The 25,282-nt window shown below is 43.0% G+C and carries 20 protein-coding genes; 12 read left to right on the plus strand and 8 right to left on the minus strand.

The window, feature by feature from the left end:
• Positions 1 to 437: 437 nt before the first annotated feature.
• Entirely contained in the window at positions 438 to 1,370 is a 933-nt protein-coding gene (locus BAE46_RS04950) for a LysR family transcriptional regulator (RefSeq protein WP_006006373.1), read from the minus strand.
• Positions 1,371 to 1,491: 121 nt separating this feature from the next.
• Between BAE46_RS04950 and BAE46_RS04955 the strand changes: the two genes are divergently transcribed.
• Positions 1,492 to 2,190 (plus strand): type 1 glutamine amidotransferase domain-containing protein, encoded by a 699-nt coding sequence (locus tag BAE46_RS04955; RefSeq protein ID WP_040520943.1) that lies wholly within the window; start codon positions 1,492 to 1,494, stop codon positions 2,188 to 2,190.
• Positions 2,191 to 2,257: 67 nt separating this feature from the next.
• On the opposite strand, the gene BAE46_RS04960 is transcribed toward BAE46_RS04955, so the two are convergent.
• Entirely contained in the window at positions 2,258 to 2,704 is a 447-nt protein-coding gene (locus tag BAE46_RS04960; protein WP_070111895.1) for a DUF1499 domain-containing protein, read from the minus strand.
• A gap of 216 nt (positions 2,705 to 2,920) precedes the next feature.
• Positions 2,921 to 5,716, minus strand: coding sequence for a TonB-dependent receptor plug domain-containing protein (locus BAE46_RS04965; protein ID WP_070111896.1), 2,796 nt, complete (start codon positions 5,714 to 5,716; stop codon positions 2,921 to 2,923).
• Between the two features lie 565 nt (positions 5,717 to 6,281).
• On the opposite strand from BAE46_RS04965, the gene BAE46_RS04970 reads away from it, so the two are divergent.
• From BAE46_RS04970 to ung, 10 genes are all read left to right on the plus strand, one after another.
• Entirely contained in the window at positions 6,282 to 6,935 is a 654-nt protein-coding gene (locus BAE46_RS04970; RefSeq protein WP_244884984.1) for a sigma-70 family RNA polymerase sigma factor, read from the plus strand.
• Entirely contained in the window at positions 6,932 to 7,402 is a 471-nt protein-coding gene (locus BAE46_RS04975) for a DUF4880 domain-containing protein (RefSeq protein ID WP_070111898.1), read from the plus strand. Before BAE46_RS04970 ends, BAE46_RS04975 begins: the two co-directional genes overlap by 4 nt.
• Before the next feature lie 151 nt (positions 7,403 to 7,553).
• On the plus strand, positions 7,554 to 10,556 hold the full coding sequence (locus BAE46_RS04980; RefSeq protein WP_006006389.1) for a TonB-dependent receptor domain-containing protein: 3,003 nt from the start codon (positions 7,554 to 7,556) through the stop codon (positions 10,554 to 10,556).
• A 101-nt stretch (positions 10,557 to 10,657) separates the two neighbouring features.
• Positions 10,658 to 12,139 (plus strand): SLC13 family permease, encoded by a 1,482-nt coding sequence (locus tag BAE46_RS04985; protein WP_006006391.1) that lies wholly within the window; start codon positions 10,658 to 10,660, stop codon positions 12,137 to 12,139.
• A 14-nt stretch (positions 12,140 to 12,153) separates the two neighbouring features.
• Entirely contained in the window at positions 12,154 to 12,996 is an 843-nt protein-coding gene (locus tag BAE46_RS04990; protein WP_006006393.1) for an SGNH/GDSL hydrolase family protein, read from the plus strand.
• Positions 12,997 to 13,003: 7 nt separating this feature from the next.
• Positions 13,004 to 14,269, plus strand: coding sequence for a M14 family metallopeptidase (locus tag BAE46_RS04995; protein ID WP_006006395.1), 1,266 nt, complete (start codon positions 13,004 to 13,006; stop codon positions 14,267 to 14,269).
• Between the two features lie 359 nt (positions 14,270 to 14,628).
• Positions 14,629 to 17,103, plus strand: coding sequence for a bifunctional aspartate kinase/homoserine dehydrogenase I (gene thrA, locus BAE46_RS05000; RefSeq protein ID WP_070111899.1), 2,475 nt, complete (start codon positions 14,629 to 14,631; stop codon positions 17,101 to 17,103).
• Between the two features lies 1 nt (position 17,104).
• Positions 17,105 to 18,082 (plus strand): homoserine kinase, encoded by a 978-nt coding sequence (thrB, locus tag BAE46_RS05005; protein WP_006006398.1) that lies wholly within the window; start codon positions 17,105 to 17,107, stop codon positions 18,080 to 18,082.
• Positions 18,083 to 18,085: 3 nt separating this feature from the next.
• Positions 18,086 to 19,369, plus strand: a complete 1,284-nt coding sequence (gene thrC / locus BAE46_RS05010; RefSeq protein ID WP_006006401.1) for a threonine synthase — start codon at positions 18,086 to 18,088, stop codon at positions 19,367 to 19,369.
• Positions 19,370 to 19,396: 27 nt separating this feature from the next.
• Positions 19,397 to 20,074 (plus strand): uracil-DNA glycosylase, encoded by a 678-nt coding sequence (gene ung / locus BAE46_RS05015; RefSeq protein ID WP_006006403.1) that lies wholly within the window; start codon positions 19,397 to 19,399, stop codon positions 20,072 to 20,074.
• Between the two features lie 22 nt (positions 20,075 to 20,096).
• On the opposite strand, the gene BAE46_RS14290 is transcribed toward ung, so the two are convergent.
• The 3 genes from BAE46_RS14290 to tal form a co-directional block, all read right to left on the minus strand.
• Entirely contained in the window at positions 20,097 to 20,270 is a 174-nt protein-coding gene (locus tag BAE46_RS14290) for a DUF3545 family protein (RefSeq protein WP_006006406.1), read from the minus strand.
• Between the two features lie 188 nt (positions 20,271 to 20,458).
• Positions 20,459 to 22,111, minus strand: coding sequence for a glucose-6-phosphate isomerase (gene pgi / locus BAE46_RS05020; protein WP_070111900.1), 1,653 nt, complete (start codon positions 22,109 to 22,111; stop codon positions 20,459 to 20,461).
• A 50-nt stretch (positions 22,112 to 22,161) separates the two neighbouring features.
• On the minus strand, positions 22,162 to 23,121 hold the full coding sequence (gene tal / locus BAE46_RS05025) for a transaldolase (protein ID WP_006006410.1): 960 nt from the start codon (positions 23,119 to 23,121) through the stop codon (positions 22,162 to 22,164).
• Between the two features lie 227 nt (positions 23,122 to 23,348).
• Here tal and yaaA point away from each other — a divergent pair, with 227 nt between their 5' ends.
• Entirely contained in the window at positions 23,349 to 24,149 is an 801-nt protein-coding gene (yaaA, locus tag BAE46_RS05030; protein ID WP_006006411.1) for a peroxide stress protein YaaA, read from the plus strand.
• A gap of 70 nt (positions 24,150 to 24,219) precedes the next feature.
• On the opposite strand, the gene BAE46_RS05035 is transcribed toward yaaA, so the two are convergent.
• Positions 24,220 to 24,654, minus strand: a complete 435-nt coding sequence (locus BAE46_RS05035) for a DUF4426 domain-containing protein (protein ID WP_238528975.1) — start codon at positions 24,652 to 24,654, stop codon at positions 24,220 to 24,222.
• Positions 24,655 to 24,722: 68 nt separating this feature from the next.
• On the minus strand, positions 24,723 to 25,271 hold the full coding sequence (locus BAE46_RS05040) for a YggT family protein (protein WP_006006415.1): 549 nt from the start codon (positions 25,269 to 25,271) through the stop codon (positions 24,723 to 24,725).
• Positions 25,272 to 25,282 lie beyond the last annotated feature (11 nt).

Raw genomic sequence — 25,282 nt, forward strand, 5'->3', positions numbered from 1 at the left:
ATTAAGTTACGTAATTATATAGCATGAATGCGCGTAGGCATAGCGGCACTGGCATGAAAAGGCAGCGCCGCTAAATTGAATCTGTAATACACCCAAGGAGCAAAACCGTCTCGGTCTTTTGTGCCAGGTCCGCCATGCGGATTTATTACTGTAAGATGTGGAGCCTTACCAAATTTTGGCAGCGCAATTAAGGCTTCAATTTCTAAGCCATCTTGGGCGACATGAACCTGCAGTGTACTTAATTAAAATTGATCAGTCCTTCCTACCAGAGATGTTAAAAGACACTGACGGTCTAGCGATTACCATCGAGTCGCATCGTTTTCTGAGTAATGGTAAATAGAGCATTTTGTTACCCGAAAATTTGAATTACTTAAATGCCCGATTTTTTGTTCATTAGACGTTCACTGCGTTACGCTAATTGCATACGACGTAGCAGGCTAAGATCGTCTATTAGACATAGTTTTGCGAGTTTGGCGATCAATCTTTATGAAATATTCTTTCAAGTAATCGATTAACAACCGAAGTTTCTTAGAGGCAGCGCTACCTGGAGGAAAAACGCCATATATATCGATGTCGTTTAGCTGATAATCATCTAGTACCGACTCTAAGGTACCCGCTTGAATTTTGGGCCAAGCGTCATATACCGGGATCCTGCCCAAACCATGCCCGCCTTCAATAAAGGCCGTGCGTGCAGCAGCGTTGTTGGTGGTAATGCCGCCTTTCATTTCAATGGTATATGAAAGGATGCCTTTACGTAGTTCAAGGGTGTTAGAGCTGAGCTTATACACTACCCATTCATGCTCGTGTAAATCAGCTGGCTGGGTCGGCCGGCCTCGTTTCTTAAAATAGTCAGCAGAGCCGCATAAGCAGGTCGACAGTTTAGAAAGCTTGAGTGCTTGTAAGCCTGAATCGGGTAGGGGAGCGCCGCGAATAGCAAGATCAATTCCTTCTTGCATAATATTGAGTACTTCGTCGGTTAAGGTTACATCAAGCTGTATTTTGGGATATAGGCTGCGAAAATTATTGAGTGCAGGCACCACCATATTCAGGCCAACATTAACCGGGCAGGTAATCTTCAATAAGCCTTGGGGTTCACTTTTGAGATTTTCAATTTGCTGATTGGCCATGATGGCGTGTTCGGCAATCATTCGACAAGACTGATAATACTCAGTGCCGGCCTGTGTCAATGAAATTGATCGGGTAGAGCGATTAAGTAACTTCACCTCAAGCTGAGACTCTAGCTTTTTGAGGTGATAGCTAACCACGGCTCTAGACAAACCAATATGTTGAGCGGCCGCAGTAAGATTGCCTTGCTCAACGATCTGAGCAAAGACCATCATGCTTTTGAGTTGTTCGAAATGTACATTCATAATGCATCATAACAAACATTGTATCAATAATTAAAACAATGTTGTTTATTTTCTACATATTGTTAGAAATTATAAAAAGACATAGACTGCCTGGACTTTAAAAGCAGATGCGAGAAAAATAATGAATACACAAGCAAAAACTAAACACATTTTAATGGTGTTAACCTCGCATGCCGAGCTAGGCGATAGTGGTGAAAAAACTGGTTTTTGGGTGGAAGAATTTGCAGCACCTTATTATGCGTTTATCGATGCAGGCGTAGAAGTGAGCATAGTGTCTCCACTAGGCGGCAAGCCACCGATTGATCCAAAAAGTGAACAAGCAGACTTTCAAACCCCGGCAACCAAACGCTACGATGCTGACACCAACGTGCAAGCCCTAATTGCCAACACCGCTACATTAAGCGATGTTAAGGCGGCAGATTACGACGCCGTTTTCTATCCAGGCGGGCACGGACCAATGTGGGATTTAACGGATAATGCGCTATCTATTGCCTTAATCGAAGGCTTCTTAGCGGCCAATAAGCCAGTCGCTGCGGTATGTCATGCAAGCGCTGCTTTCTTGAATATTAAAGATACTTCAGGTCAGTACTCTGTTAAGGGCAAAACCGTCACAGGTTTTACGAACAGTGAAGAAGAGGCCGTTCAGTTGACTAACATTGTGCCTTTCTTATTAGAAGATGAGTTAATTAAGCGTGGTGGTAACTATCATAAAGGTGAAGATTGGAGTGTGTTTGCTGTTCAAGACGGCTTATTGATAACTGGCCAAAATCCGGCAAGTTCAGAACTGGCCGCTGAAAAGCTCTTAGCAGCCATAGCATAAACTATTCACCTCACAGTGTTACTTAGCATACGACTTGAGCGTATGTTAAGTACTTTAATTAGCGTTATCAATTTGCGTTGAATTGTTCTCTAATGCTTTCTATTCGTTTTTTGTTTACGCCAAGATCTGAAATGCCAAGGCGTGAAGCAGAGCGTGCGTGTATGATGATTTTTCCACTCTCTCGTGAGGGGAAATAAAACTCAACATCGTCGACAAATCGGAAAATTGCAGAGATAGTTTCGGCTCGAATGTAATCTTCACGCTCTTGTGTGATTTGGGTTCGCTTCATTTGCTTAAGAACGGTTAAGAGTCGCTCTTTTGCCTCAGCCTGTGTTCCGGTGAACAAGATTGGTTGTATAGAGTCGACATCAGTGCTTGCTTGCGTGTTTACACAGTTGGGTGTGATGGGGCATGGGCTCAACTCGCCATTTGTGATGCCTAATCTAGGTGCACTGCCTGCGCATCCTGCCAAGAAAGTGGTAAATAATAGGACGGCTAATACTTTTTGACGCATTGATTTTCCTTAATAATTGAGGATACTTGTGTGCCTCGGAGAACTCTTTTTCTTCGCAGGTGAATTTGCAGAATCCAAAACTATTATTTAGCGCAGAATAGGTATTCACCTTCGCCAGAATATACAATAAATAGCCCCGAAGTAAACTCTGCTATCGAAATTTTGGCGGCATAGCATGATCTTTACCTCGGGAATAGACTGTTTATTACATCCGTATTAAAATGTTACACCAATTTCTGCATAAAGGACTCTGCCACGGATGGAGTGCGCTTCCTCATCAAAAAATGGACGAGCACCATATCGTGGTGGGTTTTCATCGGTGAGATTATTAGCCCCGAGCATTATCCAACTTCCAATTCCGATTATCTGTGAGGCATCATACCGGTATTGAAAATCTAGAGTCGTAAAGCTATCTATGTTTTGCCCTAAAAGATCGTTGTTTCGCGCTGCATCATCTTGTAAATAAGAATCTGTATAACGAAAAGTAAGCGTTGCTTGGTGGTTATCTTTTGTCCACCTCCCACTAGCATTCCCCGTCAGTTCTGGCATCGCTCCAAAAGAGTTTGTGTTGGCGTTGCGTCTTCCTGCTACGTCGATAGTAACCCCGCTTAGAACCGCTTCAAACGACATAACATAAGATACTGTGACATTAAAATCAAATGCACCCATATTGCTGTCAAAGCCATATTTAAATTTAGCATCAATACCATCAGTTTTTGCACTATCGGCATTTTCTAAGGAAGTATTAATAAATAGAGGAACCCCGTCAGAAGCTCTGGTGATATTAGGGTCATTCAATATCCCATCGTCGCAATCGCTATCTAATACGGCTTGCGGCGATTGAGCATTTACAATAAGACCCTTGTAATCGTATTGCCAGTAATCTACCGACACGCTACTTTTATTCGAGGCTTGCCACACTATCCCTAAGTTGATGTTGTCAGCTGACTGTGGGTTTAAGTTGCCAAGGACTTTAGCCGAAGTATCTGCAATAAAGTCGCCTTGTTCTGCATTTTGAGCGTTGCAAGTAACTCGTCCATTTGCTGTTAGAAAATCAACACCGGTATTGCTTGTTATTCCTCCTGCTTGAATTGCCGTTGGTGCTTGAAAAGATGAACCGTATGATGCGCGCAGTAAGATATCTTCTGTTAGCTTGTATAATGCAGCAACTTTGGGATCGGTAGTAGTGCCGATTTCTTTTCCATGGTCCTCATAGCGTAAGGCAAGCTGTAAATCTAAATTTTCCAGGGCTGGTATTGCGACTTCAACAAACACTGAATCAACATCTGTCTCGCCATTAACGGACAGCGATCTTGACGATGCAACACTTCCTAAACCCGCACTTGTTATTCTATCAGGCGTGAAAGTAAATGTTTCTTGGCGATTTTGAAAACCAAAAGCAACACCTACATAGCCAGCGTCCAGCTCAAAAACTTCACTGTTGCTCATTACAAAATCAACGGTTTGTTGTGAGCTTGTGCGAATATTAGTGGTGATGTAACCAATGTTATTGTTGTAGCTATCCAGATCATGAGCTGCGATGCTAGTACCATCTTTAGGAGAAATAAAGTCTGGTAAAGCATATGCGATACCAAATGGGTTGAGCGTGCCGTCCATTAAACCAGATTGCAAGCCGCTAGCGATGCTATCACCCTCTGCTATAAACCTATTCTCGTGCTCATATTTTTGATACCAAGCTGAAACACTCCAGTTTCCGGTGAATGCATCAATACCAATCAAATGGCGGTCAGAGTTGTTAATATAATCATTTCCATTTCCGTTTTTGCCTGCAATTGCTGCACCTATTGGTCTGAAGTTACCACTGGTTGTTAAATTAGCCGCCGCATTGGGATTTTGTTCCCAGAATTGAGAACCGCTTGCTGTGGTTGGGTCAATATATTGTAGACCATCTGCATTTTCTACAAAAAAATTGAAAGGATGGCTACTCGGAATTAAAAAGCGACCGCCGTATTCGCCGTTGCCGTTTATTTGAGGGCCGAAGGCGCGGGTAGCAGTATTTTGTGCGTAACTTACTTCGCCAAATGCCTTTACCTCTTCAAAACCTAATACCTGACCTAAATCATAGTCAAATTCTGCAAAAATCGATAAACGATTATTCTTTGGGACGGGGCTGGTATGGTCAAAAAAGTTATAGCTACAATTATTTCCTTGAACAACCTGCCCGGCTTCTTCACAGTAAGGGTCAATGACTTTAGTACTTCCAAACTCACCCGTAAGTGGGTCTAAGGTGCGATATTCATCAGGTGAGCCGCTGCTTGATAGTAATACCCCCCCAGAACGCTCCACAATGAAATCGAAATCATCGCGGTAGTTAATACTGCCATTGTAAGCCGTGGCGTATAAACCAAAAGAACCACGTTCACCATTACTGCCAAGCGCAAAATTAATAGTTTCTGTTTGATTACTTGCATCCTCATAGCGGGCACTGATTTCTAGACCCTCAAATCCTTTGCGTGTCACTATATTGACTACACCCGCAACAGCCTCAGAGCCATAGATGGCCGAAGCGCCGTCTGTTTGTATATCAACGCTTTTTACCATAGACAAGGGTAACTGATTCAAATCGTAAAATTGATTACCTAAATTATCACTCAATGGGCTCTTGCCTGCTCGGCGGCCATTGATTAAAACAAGTGTTGAGCCTGCGCCTAGGTTGCGGATGTTAAAATTTGAGGAACCAATATTTTCACCACTAACAGGATTTATTACAGATCCAGCATTTGCTGGTATGTTGAGAACGAGGTCTGAGATTGAACCGATACTGCTCAGCTCAATGCTGTCTCTATCAATATATTGAACTGGTGCGGCGCTTTCGGTGTCAATTTTACGAATGTTAGAGCCTAAAACAATTATTCTTTCAATTTTTTGAAGATCGTCCAGTTCTGTCTCGTCTTGTGCTTGTGTGTGGGCGGAGAGAGTGCCCAAAGCCGTTGCAATAGATGTGGCAATAATTAGCTTTTTGTGATTTTTAAAGTAGTCGTATCTTTTCATTTTGACTTTACCTTTTTTGTTATAGTTTTATCAGCGTTAAGTTACTAGCAGTGTGTTGTTTAAAATCAATTCTCATATTAACTAACGCGTAGGCACGAAAAACCCCCTACTAAATAAACAAATATTTTATATTATATGTACAAAAATTCGACGCTTAACGCTACACAAAACAGCAAACAGAAGTAGACAATATGTCTAATTAACGCCTAAGCATGAAACATTTTTATGGTTGTAACGATATGACGAGGGTGTTGCTTGAGAGCTCAGCGGGGAAAAAGTGGTTACGAATTCAGCACGTAAGTGCGTTATCCCCTAAAAAAATTGAGTAAGAAGCACGTATATCACCTTTCAGATCTGTCTTTTTAATGCGTTAACACATGCTGCTGATAAAACCTGCATGCTTAATTACTTCTTGAACACTCGCCTAAATCAAGCTGGCGATGTAAAATATTTGTAAAATAAATTGATCAATGTTACTTATATAAAAAATAATTAATAAGCAAAGCAAAGCAAAGCAAAGCAAAGCAAAGCAAAGTGAACTAACTACACTTATTTCAAAAGGCGAGTGACATTGTATAACCATCACAGTAAAAATAATGATGAATTGCTTGATACCGCCTTGTCGATATTTATGCATGAATCCAAAGCAAGTCTACTTGGGTTTTTAAGCAAACTGATTCCTAAGGAGGAAGCTGAAGAAGTAGCGCAAGAAGCATATCTGAAACTCTACCTTTTGATAAAAGAAAAGCCAAGCCATCATAACTATATAGATTTACTGCGGGGCTTAAGGTCGATGTTAACAATTATTGCTAAGAATTTGGCATTAAGTATATTACGCCATAAAAAAGTAGAAGGTAGATACGCAGATTCGCAGCTAATGCTTCACGTTCAAGCCACTGTTTCTCAAAATCCCAACAACCATAATGCAGAAGAACAAGCGATACTCGAGTACGAAAATATACAATTAATTGCTGCAATAAATCGCCTTCCTCCCATTTGCAGACAAGTATTTATTCAACGCAAACTGCTTGGAAAGTCACATCAGGAGATTGCTAATATGCTAGGTATTTCCACAAAGACAGTTGAAAACCATCTTACTAAAGGACTGTTGTTGTGCCGCAAACATATGCTTGAGCCCAAGCCCAAGCCCAAGCATATGCCCGAGCCTCAACAGAACCATTTGGCAACCAGCAATTTAATTACCAAGGTGGCATCTTGAATATAGAGCAGTGGTCGGGGTATGAAGTATCTAGTGAAGTGCTAGAGCAAGCCGCTTCTTGGATCGCTATGCTTGACACTACGCAAGATAAAGATTTCCAGCAATTTGAAGACGCTGCTCAGACTTTACGCAATCATCAGGCCTTGGACGCTAATCAATTGTTTAGTGCCGGCGAAGATATACATACTCACTTTTTCGACTGGCTGCAGGCCGATCCTTCTCACCAGCAAGCCTATTTTGAATTGTCTGAAATATGGGCTCGTAGTGCCTGCGCTAAATCTATGTCGAATATCATTGATAAGTCGGTGGTATTACCCTTTCCTTCACAATCGGATATACCCCCTAAAACATTATTTACCGAAGCTAGTTTTGGTGAGCAAACAGCAAGCCCATCATGGGCATATCCACTCACCATTGGACTCATACTTTGCGGTCTGCTCGTTCCCGTTATTCAGTCGCTTTTTTAGGACTTGCTTACTTTTTCAAAGGGTTATCAATTTTTCAATCTGACACCAAACCCACTCTATTGGGGGTCTTTAATATATTTTATGCTTTGTGTAGGGGATTTATGTTAGGTGCGCGTTAATGAAGTGTTAGTAAAAAATAACTGGAACAATCATGGAAACATACACACGACGTAACAAACTATCTTTTTTTGTACCTAAGCTACTGTCAGTAGCCATTGCGTCCGCACTTTGTGTTTCTGCTTTTGCGCAAGAAGCAGAAGTAGCCAGCAACGATAAAGATGTCGAAAAAATACAAGTTATAGGTTCAAATATACGCGGCGGTCAAGTGGCCGAAGCCTTAGCTGTCACCGTCATTGATGCAGAGATCATTGGCCAGATGGGCATCGATTCAATGGATGATCTACTACAGCTCATACCAGAGAATGGGCAAAATTTCTTTAGTGAAGCTGAAAACATCTCAGGCGGCGTTAATGCGGCGCGCGGTGATATCGGTACCTATAACTTACGTAATTTAGGCACAGGTAACACCCTTGTGCTGCTTAATGGACGCCGCATGGTTAATTCTGCCGCGTATCAAACCGAACAAGTTGGCGGTAGCTTTGTGCCCGTTAACTCGGCAAACGTGAACACAATTCCGGTACAAGGCTTAAGCCGAGTTGAAGTGCTGCGCGATGGCGCATCTGCTATATATGGTGCAGATGCTGTTGCTGGTGTCGTTAATCACGTTATGAAAACTGATTTTGTTGGGTTTACTGTTTCTGGTCGATGGTCTGAATACGAGAATATCCCGCGCGACGAACAAAGCCTTACTGTTGAATGGGGTAAAGACTTTAACGCTGGTCGCACTAATTTAAGCGTATTTGCTAATTACTATGCACGCGATCGTGTTAACTCACAAGATGATCCACGCTGGGCTAACTCCGATTTTAGAAGCAGAATTCCTGAGGACTCACCGTGGTTTGGCGATATTGCTTTTAGGGGCACCAGTGCTAATAGCTTGTTTGGTCAATTTGACTTGCTTACTAGTCGCGCTAGCTCTGGATTAGGGAGCGACATAGTTGACGGCGCGGGCGAATTTGAAGTGTATCCTGCTGGCGATGAGCGCTGTGCGTTTGCCATTAATGCCCAAACCTGTGGTGCGCCAGACGGGCAGGGCGTTATACGCTACAACTTAAATGCAGATCGTGATTTGAGTTCAGAATTAACGCGGGCCAACTTGTTTATGTTCATTAATCATGAATTTGATAATGGTGTTGAAAGTTTTACAGAATTCAGTTTGTACCAGTCAAAAACCAATTTACGCCGTCATCCTACGGCATCCTTCTCCAGCTCTAAATTACGCGTGGGCGCAGAAAACTATTACAACCCATTTGGGCCCTGTGGCTCACCTAATCGTTTACCCGACAGCGTGATAGGCGGAAACGTGCCATGCAGTGGCTTAGCTATTACCATGGATAATTACCGCTTCGCTGAGTTACCTCGAATTGTCGATAACGACGGCGACACCTTCCGCTTTTTGCAAGGTTTTAGAGGCACTTTTGGTGAGTGGGATTGGGAAACTGCAGTTAGCTACTCAAAAGCGAAAAAAGAAGATTTAACGCGTAATCGAGTGTCTAACAATCTGATGGTAGAAGCGCTTTTTGATAGTACACCAGCGGCTTATAATCCTTTTAGTGGTGGTGTGGATTCAAATATAGAGCGAACTCTTATTGACGTAGTGCGCAAAAACGAAACAGATCTCATGTCGTTTGACCTTAAATTTGCACATACTGACATTTTTGAACTACCGGCTGGTCCTGTGGGTTTTGTGCTGGGATTTGAATATCGAGAAGAGTCATTTACGGATGATAGAGATGATCGTCTTGACGGCACTATTGCCTTTACCGACTATGAAGGAGACACCTTTCCATTTGTCTCGGATGTGGTGAACTCAAGTCCAACGCCTGATAGCAGCGGCAATAGAGACGTAAGCTCTTTATTTGCTGAATTTCAAATTCCAGTGCTTGAAAATTTAAATGTACAAGCGGCTATTCGGTATGAAAACTTCTCAGACGTTGGCGATACGGCAGTGGGTAAACTTGCCTTTGGTTGGCGCCCACTCGAATCAGTATTACTAAGAGGTTCGTGGTCACAAGCGTATCGCGTGCCTAATCTTATTACAATTAACGAAAGTATCGTGACTAGAAGCGCCACCATTACCGACTATGCGTGCTTGTTCGCCGCTGAAAATGGGGGAGATCCAAACCAAGATATACTTAACTGCAGATATTCAACTCAACGTGTCGCGCAAGGTAGTGAAAGTTTAGTGCCAGAAGAGTCGGATAATACATCTTTAGGCTTGGTATTTACGCCTACTGACGAATTAACCATTACCGTTGATTATTGGTCAATTGAAAAGGAAAGTACCATTGGTTTATTTGGTGAAGAAAATCACACCTTGCTTGACCTATTATTTCGCTTAGAAAATGGCGATACTAACTGTGCTAGTAGCACCTTTAGCCCGGCAGTTCCAAGACAAGAAGCCAGTGCAGAAGCGGCCACAATTTATGCTGCGGCGGGTATATGTCCAGCAGGAGAGGTGAGCTCTATTAACGATCAGTACGCTAACCTTGATGATCGCAATCTTGCGGGCTTTGATGTCGCCTTGTACTACGATGTCGACACTGAGTTTGGTGATTTTAAATTTAGCTATAATGGATCATTTATCGATAAATTTGAACAACAAGCCGGTGGGCAAGCCGCATTATTAGTGCAAGCGCAAAACAATGGTGTAATTCCAATTAACTTTCCAATCACCGGCTTTGATGATCTTATTGGGCGAGACGGTAATCAAGAGCAACGTCACTCTATGCGAGCTTCATGGCGTAAAGACGACTTTGGGGCGAGCCTGAGCGGCAATAGAATAGGTGAATTTTACCAAAGCTCATTAACGCTTAGCGATGGTACCCGCTATGTTATTCCAGCCATGACGACTTATAATGCGACCGTTGACTATCGCTTTAATATGAATGAGGTAAACACGCGTTTACGTTTTGGTATTCGTAATTTGACCGACGAGCGTGCCCCACTGTCTGATAATTCATTTGGTTTTTTTGCTGATGCTCACAGAGACTTTGGCCGTAGCTATTACCTAGACCTTAGGGCTAGTTTTTAGGGCTTGTTTTAGGTCTGATGGGTTGTCAATAACTTGCAGGTTTTATTGCGCATAAACGCCTGTAAGTTAGTTTTCTGTTTAAAAGTATTAGGCTGTTTTTTATGAGTAATAGTTTACCCGATATTACGGATCAAACCCGTGCACGTTATCAGGATATAGGGCTTATTTTAGGGCCTTTAGTGTTTGTTATTATGATGTTGTTAGGCTCCAGCCATACAACCTTGGAGCCAACGGCTTGGCGCGTTGCTGCTGTGGGAATGTGGATGGCCATTTGGTGGGCGACCGAGGCTGTGCCCGTTCCTGTAACCGCCTTTTTACCTATTGTTACCTTCCCTTTTTTAGGTATCAGTAGTATGGCAGACGCGACATCTTCTTACGCAAATCCCATCATTTATTTATTCCTAGGTGCATTTATTCTGGCTTTAGCGGTTGAGCGCTGGGATTTGCACAAGCGTATTGCGCTGGCTATTTTAAGCTACACCGGTACCGACGGACGACGCTTAATAGGCGGCTTTATGATTGTGGCGGCGCTGCTGTCAATGTGGATGACAAATACCTCTACCACTATGATGCTTATGCCTATTGCATTATCAGTTGCCAAAGTCATTGCCGACAACAACACGCATCTAGATGCAAAGCAAACGAAGTCTTTTCAGGCTGCCATGCTATTGGGACTTGCTTATGCCGCCACTATTGGTGGTTTAGCAACACTTGTTGGTACGCCTCCTAATGCCTTGCTGGCTGCTTTTTTAACTGAAAACTATAACATTCACATTACTTTCGCTAGCTGGATGTTGGTAGGCGTTCCGGTTACTGTGTGCATGCTGCCCCTTGCTTGGTTTTCGCTAACGCGCTGGAGCTTTAATATCGACATTCCGGCTAACCTTGCAGTTAACCAACATTTAGCAAAACTGCGTAGCGAGCTTGGGCCAATGAGCAAGGCTGAAAAGCGCGTTGCCATTGTGTTTTCTTTAGTGATTTTATTTTGGATGGCACGACGCCCCATATCTACCCTTTTAGGTATCGATTTTCTAAGCGATACGGGCATAGTGATGACAGCAGCCTTGATACTCTTTTTGTTGCCAAGTGGTGATAAATCGCAACCTCAAGTCATGATTTGGCATGATGTGAATCGTTTGCCTTGGGGCGTTCTCATCTTATTTGGCGGCGGTTTAGCCTTGGCGGCAGCGGTGTCGTCATCAGGACTAGCAACTTGGCTAGGCGGACATTTAACCTATCTTGACGCTTTTGGTATTTTCGCCTTAGTTATTGCTGCTACAGGCTTGGTCATATTTTTAACTGAATTGACGAGCAATGTTGCCACCGCAGCTACTTTTTTGCCGGTTGTCGCTGCGGTAGCGCTGGAACTGGGTGTCTCGCCACTGCTGTTATGCGTGCCTATTACCTTAGCTGCAAGCTGCGCATTTATGCTGCCGGTTGCAACCCCGCCCAACGCCATTGTATTTGCCTCAGGTGTGCTCAATATTCCACAGATGATTAGAGCGGGCTTTATCTTAAATGTTATGGGTATGATTTTACTCAGTATCGTTTCTGTGTGGTTAGCGCCTTGGGTGTTCTCATGAAAAAGGCGTCAAATATGAAAAATGTAATCGGCAAATTATGTATATTAACTTTGCTTGGTATTTGGTCATTACATGGATTTGCATCAACTGTCAAACCGACATTAATTCAAGCGAAAATCGCGCCCGCTAAGGACGTAAAAAAAGCATTGTTTATGGGCAATAGTTTTAGCTTTTATAATAACGGTGTGCATAATCATCTGGGCAGTTTAGTCAGGGCTAGTGATAAATGGCGAGCGGGTGAGAATCGACTGCGTTTATCGACCTTGTCTGGTGGCCATATTTATGAACATTTGGACGATTTAGATTTTTTATTAGCAAAACCTAAAGGCACTTGGGAGGCGGTAGTTCTGCAAGGACACAGCAATGAGCCTATTGACGCTAAAAAACAGGCGCGGTTTACCAAGGCTTTGAAACAGGCCGTTAAACGAATCAAAGAAAAAGACTTACAGCCAATTTTGTTAATGACGTGGGGCTATAAAGGACAATTAGACATGGGTATGCAGCTTGCCAACGCGTATACATCTATAGCTAATGAACTCGATGTTTTGGTTGTGCCCGTGGGCCTCGCCTTTTGGCTTGCCGAACAAGAACTTCCCCATATCGAATTATTCGTGCCCGATGTGTTAGGAATTTCAAAAGATCAAGAGGGTCATGCGAGCTTAAGCTACAAAAAAGAGTTAAAGCATCCTAGTGTCGCTGGCACCTATTTAATGGCTTGCGTGCTGTACGCAAGTTTTTATCAGGAGTCGCCCCAAGGAAATATTTTTACGGCGGGGCTTGACCCAAGCCTTGCACTTGAATTGCAAAAACTAAGCTGGTTGGTGACGCAAGGATTTTATAAAAACGCTAAAAAATAGGTGCAGTATGCATAATGTAAAGACGAGTTTTGAACAAATAAACGTGCAAAAAAGAATAAGTCACTTAGCATTACTAAGCGCTTTTTTATTAGCGTTTAGCGCCTCTAGTTATGCATGCGAATTTAAAGATGTCCATTTTGCGGCTAACTTTGATGCTGGAAAGTTAGACGCTTGCGTGCAGCTAGCAGATGATGAATTTTCTAACAAACAATACGAACTGCTGAGCAAACCTGAAAATAGCCCTATTAACCCTAGCCCTTGGTATGCATTTAAAGTCATTAACCAAACACCAGCAAATACTCAGGAACTGCGCTTAGTGTTAAAAAGTGAAGGCGCCAAAGCACGCTATTCACCTAAAATGAGTATTGATGGCAAACATTGGCAGCCTATGCCTTTTGAAATAATCGATAGCAACATTCACATTAAGTTGACGCTTGGACAAGAGGCTATTTATATTGCCGCTCAAGAGATAGTTGACAACGCTTTTTATGCGCAGTGGATGAACAGTATTGCAGAAAACTCGCCGTTTTCACTAAGCAAATTGGGTTCATCTACCCAAGGCAGAAATATAGACGCGCTGGTGCATTCAAAACCTGAAAATAATGAATGGTTTTTAATTATTGGGCGCCAACATCCACCCGAAATAACAGGCGCTTTGGCACTTATTTCTTTTGTTGAACAACTATCTATAGAGCATGACCTCAACCGCGAATTTTTAGCCCGCTTTAATGTCATGATCGTGCCTAACTTGAATCCCGATGGGGTTGCCCACGGCAACTGGCGACATAACACTCTAGGTTCTGATTTAAATCGAGACTGGGGCAAGTTTACGCAAATCGAAACACAGCAGGTCAAATATTGGCTTGATTTAACCTTGATTGAGCAGCAAAGGCTTGTTTTTGCACTCGACTTTCACTCCACCCAACAAGATGTTTTTTATACCATGGGGTCTGACTACGCAGTAGCGCCACAAGACTTTTCAAAAGACTGGTTAAAGCGCCTTAAAAACGCCACACTGTCGTCTTTTGTTGTACGCCCGAGTCCAGGCACGAGCCCTGGTCGCGGTGTGTTTAAACAGTTTCTTGCAGATGAATACAAAATCCACTCTATCACTTATGAAATGGGTGATAATACCGATCGCCAATTGATCCGTCATGTTGCCCAAGAAGCCGCAAAAACACTTATGCAAAAAATGTTGGACACAGAACCGGAAAGTTTTATATTTACACCCTTGTTAGTGGAGCCTATTGTAAATGACAACCCTTCGAAGTGAATGGAGCTTTAAGGGTATTTCAGTTGTTCACATTAGTTGGTTCGACTATTTAAAAACTACGTAGATTACAATAAAACATAATTCACCGAATTTCTAGTTGACATATAGACGTCTATACGGCAAATTGAACCTATGAAAACAAATAAGAACACTAACGACATAAACATAATTATAAATGCGCCTGCTATTATGCGTACTATTATGATGACCTTAAACAAGGGCAGATGTTAGCGGGTGTCAGTCTAGTTAACAAAAGCCCGCATTAAGCGGGTTTTTTTTGTGCAAGAATTTTTGAAAAGCGTTTGAGAAATAAAAAATTATCTAGTCAGTAAACTTAATTGATAAGGGCGGAATTGTAAATGAAGGTGTTAAAGTTTGGTGGGTCCTCATTGGCCGATGCTACTCGTTATTTGAATGTCTTTGAAATAAGTGCTAACACGCATAAAAGCAAAGACTGCAAGGGGGCAGCGGTGGTATTGTCGGCGCCTAAAGGGGTTACCAATGCGCTATCGTTATTGTGCGAGCAAGCCAGTATGGGTAAAGACTTTGGTGAATTATATGCCAAATTAGATATGACCCTGCATGGGATTGCGAATGAGCTGCACCTTAAGCTACCTAACTTCGATTTTGAGGGTGTAGACGCCTACATTAGCGAACGTCTAGCGCTATTGAAGCAGCAGCTAGACGGCATTAGCCTTCTTCGAATTTGCCCTGATCAGGTGACCGCCAGTATTTTAAGCATGGGTGAATATGTCAGTGTACGTATATTCAGCGCCATTATGACCGCTCACAATATTAAAAATCTCATTATTGATCCCGTTGAATACATTGTTGCTGAAGGCGATTACCTCGACAGCCTAGCGGTGCTGTCTGACTGCAGAGTAAGATTTAGCGACGTGCCCAGCGACGGCAGCACCTTGATTATCATGCCAGGCTTTGTTGCCGCTAACGAGCTAGGTGAGAAGGTAACCTTAGGACGCAACGGTTCAGATTATTCTGCCGCTATTTTGGCTGCCTGTATCAATGCTAGCTGCTGTGAAATTTGGACCGACGTAGACGGTGTTTACAATGCCGATCCTAATCAAGTTGAAGGCGCGGTATTAATCGACAAGCTGACGTATCAAGAAGCCATGGAGCTGTCTTATTTTGGCGCCAAAGTGTTACACCCTAAGACCATAGGCCCCATTGCGCAATTTGGCATTCCTTGTCTTATTAGAAACACGCTTAATACTGCTGCACCGGGCACCTTAATTAGCCATGAAGCTAGCGAAAAGTGGACTAGCGTCAAAGGTATTTCGCATCTAGAAGATATAGCGATGTTTAACCTGTCAGGCCCGGGTATGAAAGGTATGGTGGGCATGGCGAGTCGTATATTCGACGTCATTTCTAAAGGCAATATATCGATTAGCTTAATTACGCAAAGCTCATCGGAATACAGCATTAGCTTTTGTATTGCCCACAAAGACGCGGTAAGAGCAAAAGAGTTACTTGAAGAGAATTTTGCTCTTGAGCTAGCGAATCATTTACTTGAGCCCATAGAAGTGCGTGAAGATTTAGCCATAGTGACCTTGGTAGGCGACGGTATGCGCCAGTCTAGAGGTTTGGCGGCGAAGTTTTTCAAATCCCTAGCCCAAGCGCGTGTGAATAATGTGGCTATTGCGCAGGGTTCTTCAGAGCGTTCCATTTCTACGGTTATTGAAAACAGCAAAGCCAAGAAAGCAGTTAAGATTATTCACCAAAATTTCTTTACCAATATGCTCAGTATTGATGTAATTTTAATTGGCATAGGTACCGTTGGTCTGGAGTTGCTTAATCAAATTGGTAAGCAGCAGCAGGCTTTGTTAGGCCGCAACATTCGTTTAACAGTGTTTGGCATCGCCAATTCAAAGCACTGTCTATTGCAAAATACCGGCATAGATTTGTCGCAAGACATAAACGAGCTGTTAAAGCAAAGTACCGGGAGCTTCAGTGTTGACCGTCTGGCTAATTTTGTTAGTTATAACAGCCTAACAAACCCTGTGGTGGTAGACTGTACTAGCAATAAAAAGATTGCCAGCTTGTACGTGCATATGATGAAAGCTGGTTTTCACGTGGTCACGCCAAATAAGAAAGCCAATACCGGCGATTACGCAGACTACTTAATGCTCAAAAAGACCGCCCAGCAGTGCAACCGCCAGTATTTGTATGAAACCACCGTTGGCGCAGGTTTACCGGTAATTGACAATCTTCAAAAGCTGGTTATTGCAGGCGATAAACTTGAAAAGTTCGAGGGCATACTGTCAGGTTCGCTTTCCTATGTATTTGGCAAATTGGATGAAGGCATGAGTATTTCCAAGGCCACCGAAACGGCGAAAAAGAATGGTTTTACTGAACCCGACCCACGCGATGACTTAAGCGGTATGGATGTCGCACGAAAACTGTTGATCATGGCGCGTGAATCAGGCTTAAGTCTGGAGCTTAGCGATATTGAAATAGAGTCGGTGCTGCCGCCATGGTTTGATGCAAGCGGTGATGTAGCGTCGTTTATGGCAAACCTGCCAAAACTAAATCAACACATAGGCGAAATGGCCTACGCAGCTAAAGAAGATGGCAAAGTACTGCGATATGTAGGCTCCATTAGCGAAGGTCAGTGCAAGGTAAGTATTCAGGCGGTGACCCTGAGCCATCCGCTGGCCACCGTAAAAGACGGCGAAAACGCTTTGGCTATTCACAGTCACTATTATCAGCCTATTCCGTTTGTTATTCGTGGCTATGGCGCTGGCGCGACGGTGACCGCTGCGGGCGTATTTGCTGATATACTACGCACCATGCCCTTACAGTTGGAATTTAACTAATATGACAAGTACGCGTGCCTTCACACCCGCTTCTATTGGAAATGTAAGTTTGGGCTTTGACGTGTTAGGGGCAGCGCTTGCGCCTATTGACCAAACGCAACTAGGTGACTGGGTCGAAGTGTTTGACGCGGCGCAATTTTCGCTGACGCAAGACGGCCGTTTCGCACATAAACTGCCAGCTGATCCGCAAGGCAATATTGTTACAGCCTGCTATGCGCATTTTCAAAACGCTATGCAAAAAGCGGGGCTTACACCGTTGAAAGTGCGTCTGCATTTACACAAAAATCTCCCCATAGGCAGCGGTTTAGGATCTAGCGCAAGCTCTATTGTTGCCGCATTTTATGCCCTTAACGCACACGCTGAAAAAACGCTTGGGCGAGCGCCATTTGATAAAAACGAACTGCTGTATATGATGGGTGAGTTAGAAGGGCAAATCAGCGGCTCAGTTCACTACGACAACGTGGCCCCTGGTTATTATGGCGGCATGACATTAATGACCGGTGAGCATTCGCCAATTGCAATTCAACTACCGGTGTTTGATAATTGGTATTGGGTAAGTTCTTATTCGGGCCTGTCGGTGTCAACCGCGAAGGCCAGAGCATTGCTACCGACACACTATAGTTTGGCTGATGCGCTTAACTTTGGGCGCCAGTTAGCAGTATTTGTTGATAGTTTGCATAGCAACAATCAAAGCTTAGCGGCTAAAATGATGAAAGATGTCATTGCAGAACAACACCGTAAAGTAATGCTGCCTGAATTTGATAAAGCGCGCGCGTTTAGTGAGCAAAATAATGCCTTAAGTTTTGGTATATCAGGGTCGGGGCCAACCATATTTGTGGTAACTGACAGTCTTCAAAGCGCACAAGTGATTGAGCAATGGTTAAACCAGCACTACATTCAAAACAACGATGGCTTTAGCCATATTTGTAAAATAGATACTGTGGGAACCCGCATTATCCTACCAATAGGAAATGAATAAACTGTGGAATTAGTTAATTTAAAAGACAGTAGTGATACTGCAAGCTTTTGCTACGCCGTTCAAAAAGGCTTAGGTAAACAGCAGGGCCTTTACTTTCCCGAAAAAATCACCCCATTAGAAAATATCAACGCGCTACTTGCTATGCCTTTAGCCGAGCGTAGCGTGCAAATACTAAGCCATTTAATTGGGGATGAGTTACCCCATGCAACCGTGGCTGACTTTGTGAACAATGCCTTTACTTTTGCTGCGCCCTTAGTGGCTGTTAGTGATAACGTGTTTAGTCTAGAGCTTTTTCATGGCCCAACGCTGGCCTTTAAAGATTTTGGCGGTCGTTTTATGGCGCAGTGTTTAACCCATATTAGTAAGGGCAAACCTGTCACTATTCTTACTGCGACCTCTGGAGATACTGGCGCGGCAGTTGCACATGCCTTTCACGGTATTGACAATATCCAAGTGGTAATATTGTTCCCCAAAGACAAAATAAGCAAACTGCAGGAAAAGCTCTTTACAACCTTAGGCGGTAATATTCACACCGTGGCTATTCAAGGTGACTTTGACGCCTGCCAGCAACTTGTGAAAACTGCGTTTGACGATCCAGATGTACGCGATGGTTTGCACTTAAATTCTGCCAATTCAATTAATATTAGCCGGTTAATGGCGCAAATATGCTATTACTTTGAAGCCATTGCGCAACTGCCTGTAGAGAAGAGAGATAGAGCTGTATTTGCGGTGCCCAGTGGTAATTTTGGTAATTTGACGGCGGGTATTATTGCTAAGTTACTAGGCTTGCCTATTAAGCGTTTTATAGCCGCTACCAATAGCAACGACACTGTTCCGCGATTCTTGCACACTGGAAAATGGGAGCCTAACGCGACTATTCCCACCATTTCAAATGCAATGGACGTAAGCCAGCCAAACAACTGGCCGCGCATTCAAGCGATGGTTGATAAAGGCTGGATAGATGTCGATATTATCACAGGCGAAGCGGTTGATGAAGAATACACGCAGGTGGCAATGCGCCAGTTGGCGGCTTTAGGCTATATCTGTGAACCGCACGCGGCTATTGGCTATAGATCTTTAAGTAAGTCGCTGACAGGTGATGAAGTAGGGATCTTTTTAGGCACCGCGCACCCAGCTAAATTTAGAGAAACAGTTGAAAATGTACTAGGCCAATCAATAGCATTGCCAACGGCCTTAGCAGAAGCGTCGGCTAAAGAAGCGCATTTTACCGATATAGACAATAATTATGAAGCGCTTAAAGCGCATATGTTCAGCATCTTAAAATAAGCGCTGCGCCGCAATCAAAGGGTAGGTATGCAAGAGCACAATAAGATAGATTGGCAAACACTGCTTGGCGCCGAGAAAGAGAAAGAGTACTTTAAAGCACTCTTGGCGTTTGTGCAGTCAAGGCGCTTAAGTGGCATGAAAGTATTTCCGCCCAAAGCCGATGTGTTCAATGCTTTTTCACTTACGCCTTGTGATCATGTTAACGTTGTGATCCTAGGGCAAGATCCCTACCACGGCGAAGGTCAGGCTCACGGTCTTTGTTTTTCTGTGCAAGATAATGTGAAAATCCCGCCCTCTTTACGTAATATTTATAAAGAACTACAGACAGATGTTGCAGATTTTAGTATGCCAAAGCACGGCAACCTCACAAAGTGGGCACAGCAAGGCGTATTAATGATAAATACGGTGATGACAGTGGACGAAGCAAACGCGAACTCGCATAAAGGCATGGGCTGGGAGCAGTTTACTGACACCGTTATAATGCAGGTAAGTGAGCATCTTCAAGATCTTATATTTTTACTGTGGGGTAAGCCTGCGCAGCAAAAAATCAAATTAATCAACACGTCAAAGCACCATGTGTTGACTAGCGTTCATCCATCGCCGCTGTCAGCGCATCGTGGCTTCTTGGGGTGCAAGCATTTTAGCCAAGCCAATGATTTACTCATTAAGCTTGGCAAAAAACCTATAGATTGGCAAGTGCCATAAGGTATATGCTGTTAAGGATATGTCAGCGTCCTCGACTGAGTTCCGCCTCCCAGCTCATGTCCATATCGCATAGTTCTTTTTTTAATCTGAAACGATCTTTAATTGCCTCAATTTCGCGCCACTTTCTTTTTTTACTTTTAGTTTTCTCACCGCGACTCTCACGTTCTACCGCATTCAAAAAATCTATTGATTCCATGATATTTCTCCATTAGCTACAACGAGTGGTAAACCTACTGCATATATTGAGATTTTGCTGTTCGTGCTCTCGAATGTTTACTGTGACCAAACATAGTAGTATCACATACATCGGTAAAATAATATAACAATGTAAAGTTAATGTTAAGTTGGGATTACAATTTAGTAATAAAAATAAGAATAAAAATATTATTTTGCCTGCTTGAAGCGTTTAATGAGTGCTTGAGTAGAGGCGTCTGCGCCGTCAATATTCATCCTACCTTGGATCATATCAAGTACCTTATTACCCAGGTCTTTGCCTAGTTCAACCCCCCACTGGTCAAACGAATTCAAGTCCCAAATACAGCCCTGAACAAACACCTTATGCTCGTACAAAGCGATCAACGCGCCTAAGCTGGCAGGGTTAAGTTCATCAAATATTAAGGTATTGCTTGGGTTGTTACCGGGCATTGTTTTATGTGCCGCAAGTGTTTGCATTTCCTTTTCGGATAAACCAGTGTTGGCAAGCTCTTTGTAGCACTGTTCGAATGTTTTACCTTGCATAAGCGCTTGGGTTTGCCCAAAGCAGTTTGACGCCAGCATATCGTGGTGAGTTTGTTGCTGTGCTTGGTCTAAATAAGGCACTTTTACAGGAAACAAAAAGTCGCAAGGTATGGGCATGTTACTTTGGTGGATCAGTTGAAAAAATGAGTGCTGGGCGTTTGTGCCTTCCCCGCCCCATATAATAGGGCCTGTTCCATGATCTACCGCCTTTCCTTTAAGAGTAGTAGCTTTGCCATTACTTTCCATGTCAAGCTGCTGCACGTAGGCGGGGAAGCCTCTTAGGTAATGGTAATAAGGCAGCAGTGCATGTGACTGAGCACCCATGAAGTTGCGATACCAAATTCCTAACATCGCCATTATAACAGGCATATTTTGCGCAAGAGGTGCTTCTTGAAAATGGCAGTCCATTTCGTGAGCACCTTTTAGCAGGGCTTCAAAATGATCATAACCAAGTGCTAAACTAATCGGTAAGCCTATTGCTGACCACAACGAATAGCGTCCACCTACCCAATCGGCCATGGGAAATATATTGCTTTCGGCCATGCCAAATTCAACCGCCTTGGCCACATTTGAAGACACTGCTACGAAATGTTTCGCAATATCCTTTTGGCCAGCACCTTGGGCTAAAAACCATGCTTTGGCAGATAAAGCGTTTTGCAGTGTTTCTTGGGTGCTAAACGATTTTGAGGACATCACAAACAGGGTGTCGTGAGCACTACATTGCGCTAATACATCTGCTATATGGCAGCCATCAACGTTAGCTACAAACACCACTTCTAGCGCGGCAACTTTGTAGGGCTTAAGCGCTTGCGTCACTATTTTAGGGCCTAAGAATGACCCACCTATGCCAATTGCGACGACTTTTTTAATCGCTTTGCCGGTGTAGCCTCTGTGTGTTTTGTTGTGAATAGCTTGCGTAAAGGCTTTTACCTTTTGTAAGGTTTCCATCACCTCGGGCATGACGTCTTTGCCATCAAACATAACAGGCTTGCCAGAAAAGTTTCGCAGTGCGGTATGTAAAACAGCGCGCCCTTCGCTTGTGTTAATTTTCTCACCGCTGAACATAGCCTTGATTTTAGCTGGCAATAAGCGCTCGTTTGCCAATGCATAAAGATCATCAAGCACGTCTGCGCTTACTCTATTTTTTGAATAATCTAAAAACAAGCCAGCGGCATGTAGTGAATACTTTTCAGCCCGTAGGGGATCTGTTTTAAACATGTCGCGCATATGCTGACGCTTTACAAGCGGCGCATGGTGCTCAAGTGAAATCCAAGCATCTGTTTGTGTTAACTTATTCATTTATTTTCCTTTGCGTGAGCACACAACTACTTATACAAAAATATGATCACTTAGCGATTTAATTTTAGTGCTAACAGCGCTTCAAGCTTCACTTGGTCGCCAGCAAAGTTACGAATACCCTCACTTAGTTTTTGCGTTGACATGGCGTCCTCATTCATTTCCCACCTAAAGGCTGCTTCACTTAAAGGAGTAGGCGCGGGGCTTGTGGCGCCGTTGTCGACTAATTTAGGACTAAGAGTACCTGCAGTGTTGGCTAATTCTTCTAGCAACGGCGGGCTAATGGTGAGTCTGTCGCAGCCAGCAAGCTCTATTATTTCACTGGTGTTTCTGAAACTTGCGCCCATTACCACGGTTTTATAACCATGTTCTTTATAGTAATTATAAATGCTGGTGACCGATATAACGCCTGGGTCTTTAGCGCCATCAAAGTCTTCATTTTGCATATTTGCTTTATACCAGTCGAGTATACGACCTACAAATGGCGATATTAAAAAAGCACCTGCTTCTGCGCAAGCACGTGCTTGGGCAAAGCTGAATAATAAGGTTAAGTTGCAGTTAATCCCTTCTTTTTCAAGAACCTCTGCTGCTTTTATGCCTTCCCAGGTTGAGGCCATTTTTATTAATATTCGCGATTTATCAACCCCCGCTTCTTTATACATACCAATTAACTGTCTGGCTTTAGCAAGAGTGGCTTGGGTATTGAACGACAGGCGAGCGTCTACTTCTGTGGATATACGGCCTGGAATGACATTTAAAATTTCTTTTCCGATCAGTACCGAGAGTCTGTCGCCTGCCGCAGCAAGCTGCTCACTTTGTACATTACTTTGGCTTTTTGCATATTCTATAGACTGGTCTATTAAAGTGGCATAATAAGGCATAGACGCCGCTTTTAACAGCAGCGAGGGATTGGTGGTTGCATCTACCGGGGTATGTTTTTTTATTGCCTCAATGTCGCCTGTGTCAGCAACAACGGTGGTTATGGCACGTAAAGATTCTAATTGGTTAGACATGTATAAAGGCTCGCTTGTATTGAATTTCGTTAAAGCATCATCATATCAAGTATAGCGGTTGAAAAACCAGTGAAAACCAATCTATGGGTATAAAATATATCGTTAAAGTGGTTTTCGTATAACTAAAACTTGAGGTGTTTGCTGGCCAAGTTGCTTAACATTAGCGTATTATAATACGTATTAAAGGCCAAGTGCATGGCTTAACTCATTAACTAAAAGGTATGTTTATGCTTGTTGTTGTGTCACCGGCTAAAAATCTCGATTTTACATCACCGCTTCCTGCATTTTTGAACAGTGAAACGCAAGCATCGTTAGTCACTTCTCAGCCGTTGTTAATTGACAATGTGAAGGAGTTGGTTAAAAGATGTAAAACACTGTCTCCGGCAGATTTAAGCAGCCTAATGAAAATTAGCGATAAATTGGCCATTTTGAATGCTCAACGCTTTTCGAGTTTTGAGTTTCCGTTTACCGACAATAACGCACGCCCGGCCATGTATGCCTTTAACGGCGACGTTTATACGGGGCTAGATGCGGGGTCTTTAGACCAAAAATCCGTTGAATTTGCGAATGCGCATTTACGTATTTTGTCGGGTTTATATGGCACTTTAAAACCCTTAGATTTAATGCAACCTTACAGGTTAGAAATGGGCATTAAGCTAAAAGTAGACGATGCCAATAATCTGTATCAATATTGGGATAACACCATAAGCGCCGAGTTAAACAAGGCATTGAAAGACCAAGGTGACGAGGTGCTTATAAACTTGGCGTCTAATGAATATTTTTCTTCAATCAATACTAAACTTCTTAATGCGACGGTTATTACACCGCAGTTTAAGGATGAGAAGAATGGTAAATTCAAAATTATAAGTTTTTATGCGAAAAGAGCGCGGGGCTTAATGGCGCGCTTTATTATTGAGCATAAAGTTATGGATGTAAGCATTCTGAAACAGTTTGACGTTGACGGCTACTATTTTGATGAAAGTGAATCTAGTGATATCAAGCTAGTGTTCAAGCGCGCCCAGCGCTAGCTCAAGTGCGCTCAGCGCTAGAGTATGCCAAGTGCAAAGGACAAGCTAGCGCGATATAAAACCGCTGAGTCTAGTCTTCAACATACATGGTTTGTTGGAATTGGAGGTTTTGATTACTGCGGCCCTGATTAATATCAATATCAAAACGCAGTATTTCTTTATCTGAAAACCCTACGCTGGCTAGATAATAAATTGCTTTGCCTTCTTTCACCTGCGTAAACGCAAGGGTTTTGCTTGTGCCCAGCAGATTACGCGCAGTGCCTGTAATATTTACTTCTTGTGCTTCTTTGGTGCGTTTGTTGAGCACCGAAATATTCACTAAGGCGTTTCTACCACTACGTACTATATTATTCGCTCGCGCTATTTCTGGTGATAAAAAAGTGGTCGTAAGGGCAATGTAATGCACTTCCCAATCTCCTAGGTCCTTTTTAATTTCAGCGCTGGCTTGCGCCGAAATAGCGGCAAAAATCACCCACGCTGATAAGCATATAAATTTAATTTTCATTTTCGTGTTTGCCTCTTTGTTCATATTCTGTGTCTTTGAGCGATCTTATGACGTGTATACAAATTTGCTTACACAAAGGGACCAAAAGCGCTGCCAAATAGATTAATGATAAACTGTAAACCCAGTAAAAATACCAATACAGACAAATCTAAACCGCCCATCTCAGGCATTATTTTACGAATAGGGCGCAGCAATGGCTCGGTTAATTGGCTCATCACCATTTCAACCGGATGACCGCCTTGGCTTACCCAGCTTAAAATTGCGCGAATAATCACAATGATAAATATAAGCCATAGCACCTGATTAACAAGGTTGAATAATGCAAATATAAAGGCTGTAAATAAAGGGGGAAGGGCGCCTTGAGCGATTAGCGCATAAGTCAATATTTTTACATATACAACCAGTATGGCAAATACCAGCGTGGCGGTATCTAATGGTCCAATTGACGGAACAATACGCCGCAGCGGGCCCACCACAGGCTGGGTTGCCTTCACCGTAAATTGACTGAAAGGATTGTAAAAATCTGCTTTTACCAACTGCAGCCAAATTCTAATCACTATTATCATTAAATACAGATTGAACACTGACATTAATAACGTTAACACGGGAGAAGCCATACTTATTTTTC

It is taken from the genome of Glaciecola punicea, assembly GCF_001756615.1.
Classification (GTDB): Bacteria; Pseudomonadota; Gammaproteobacteria; order Enterobacterales; family Alteromonadaceae; genus Glaciecola; species Glaciecola punicea.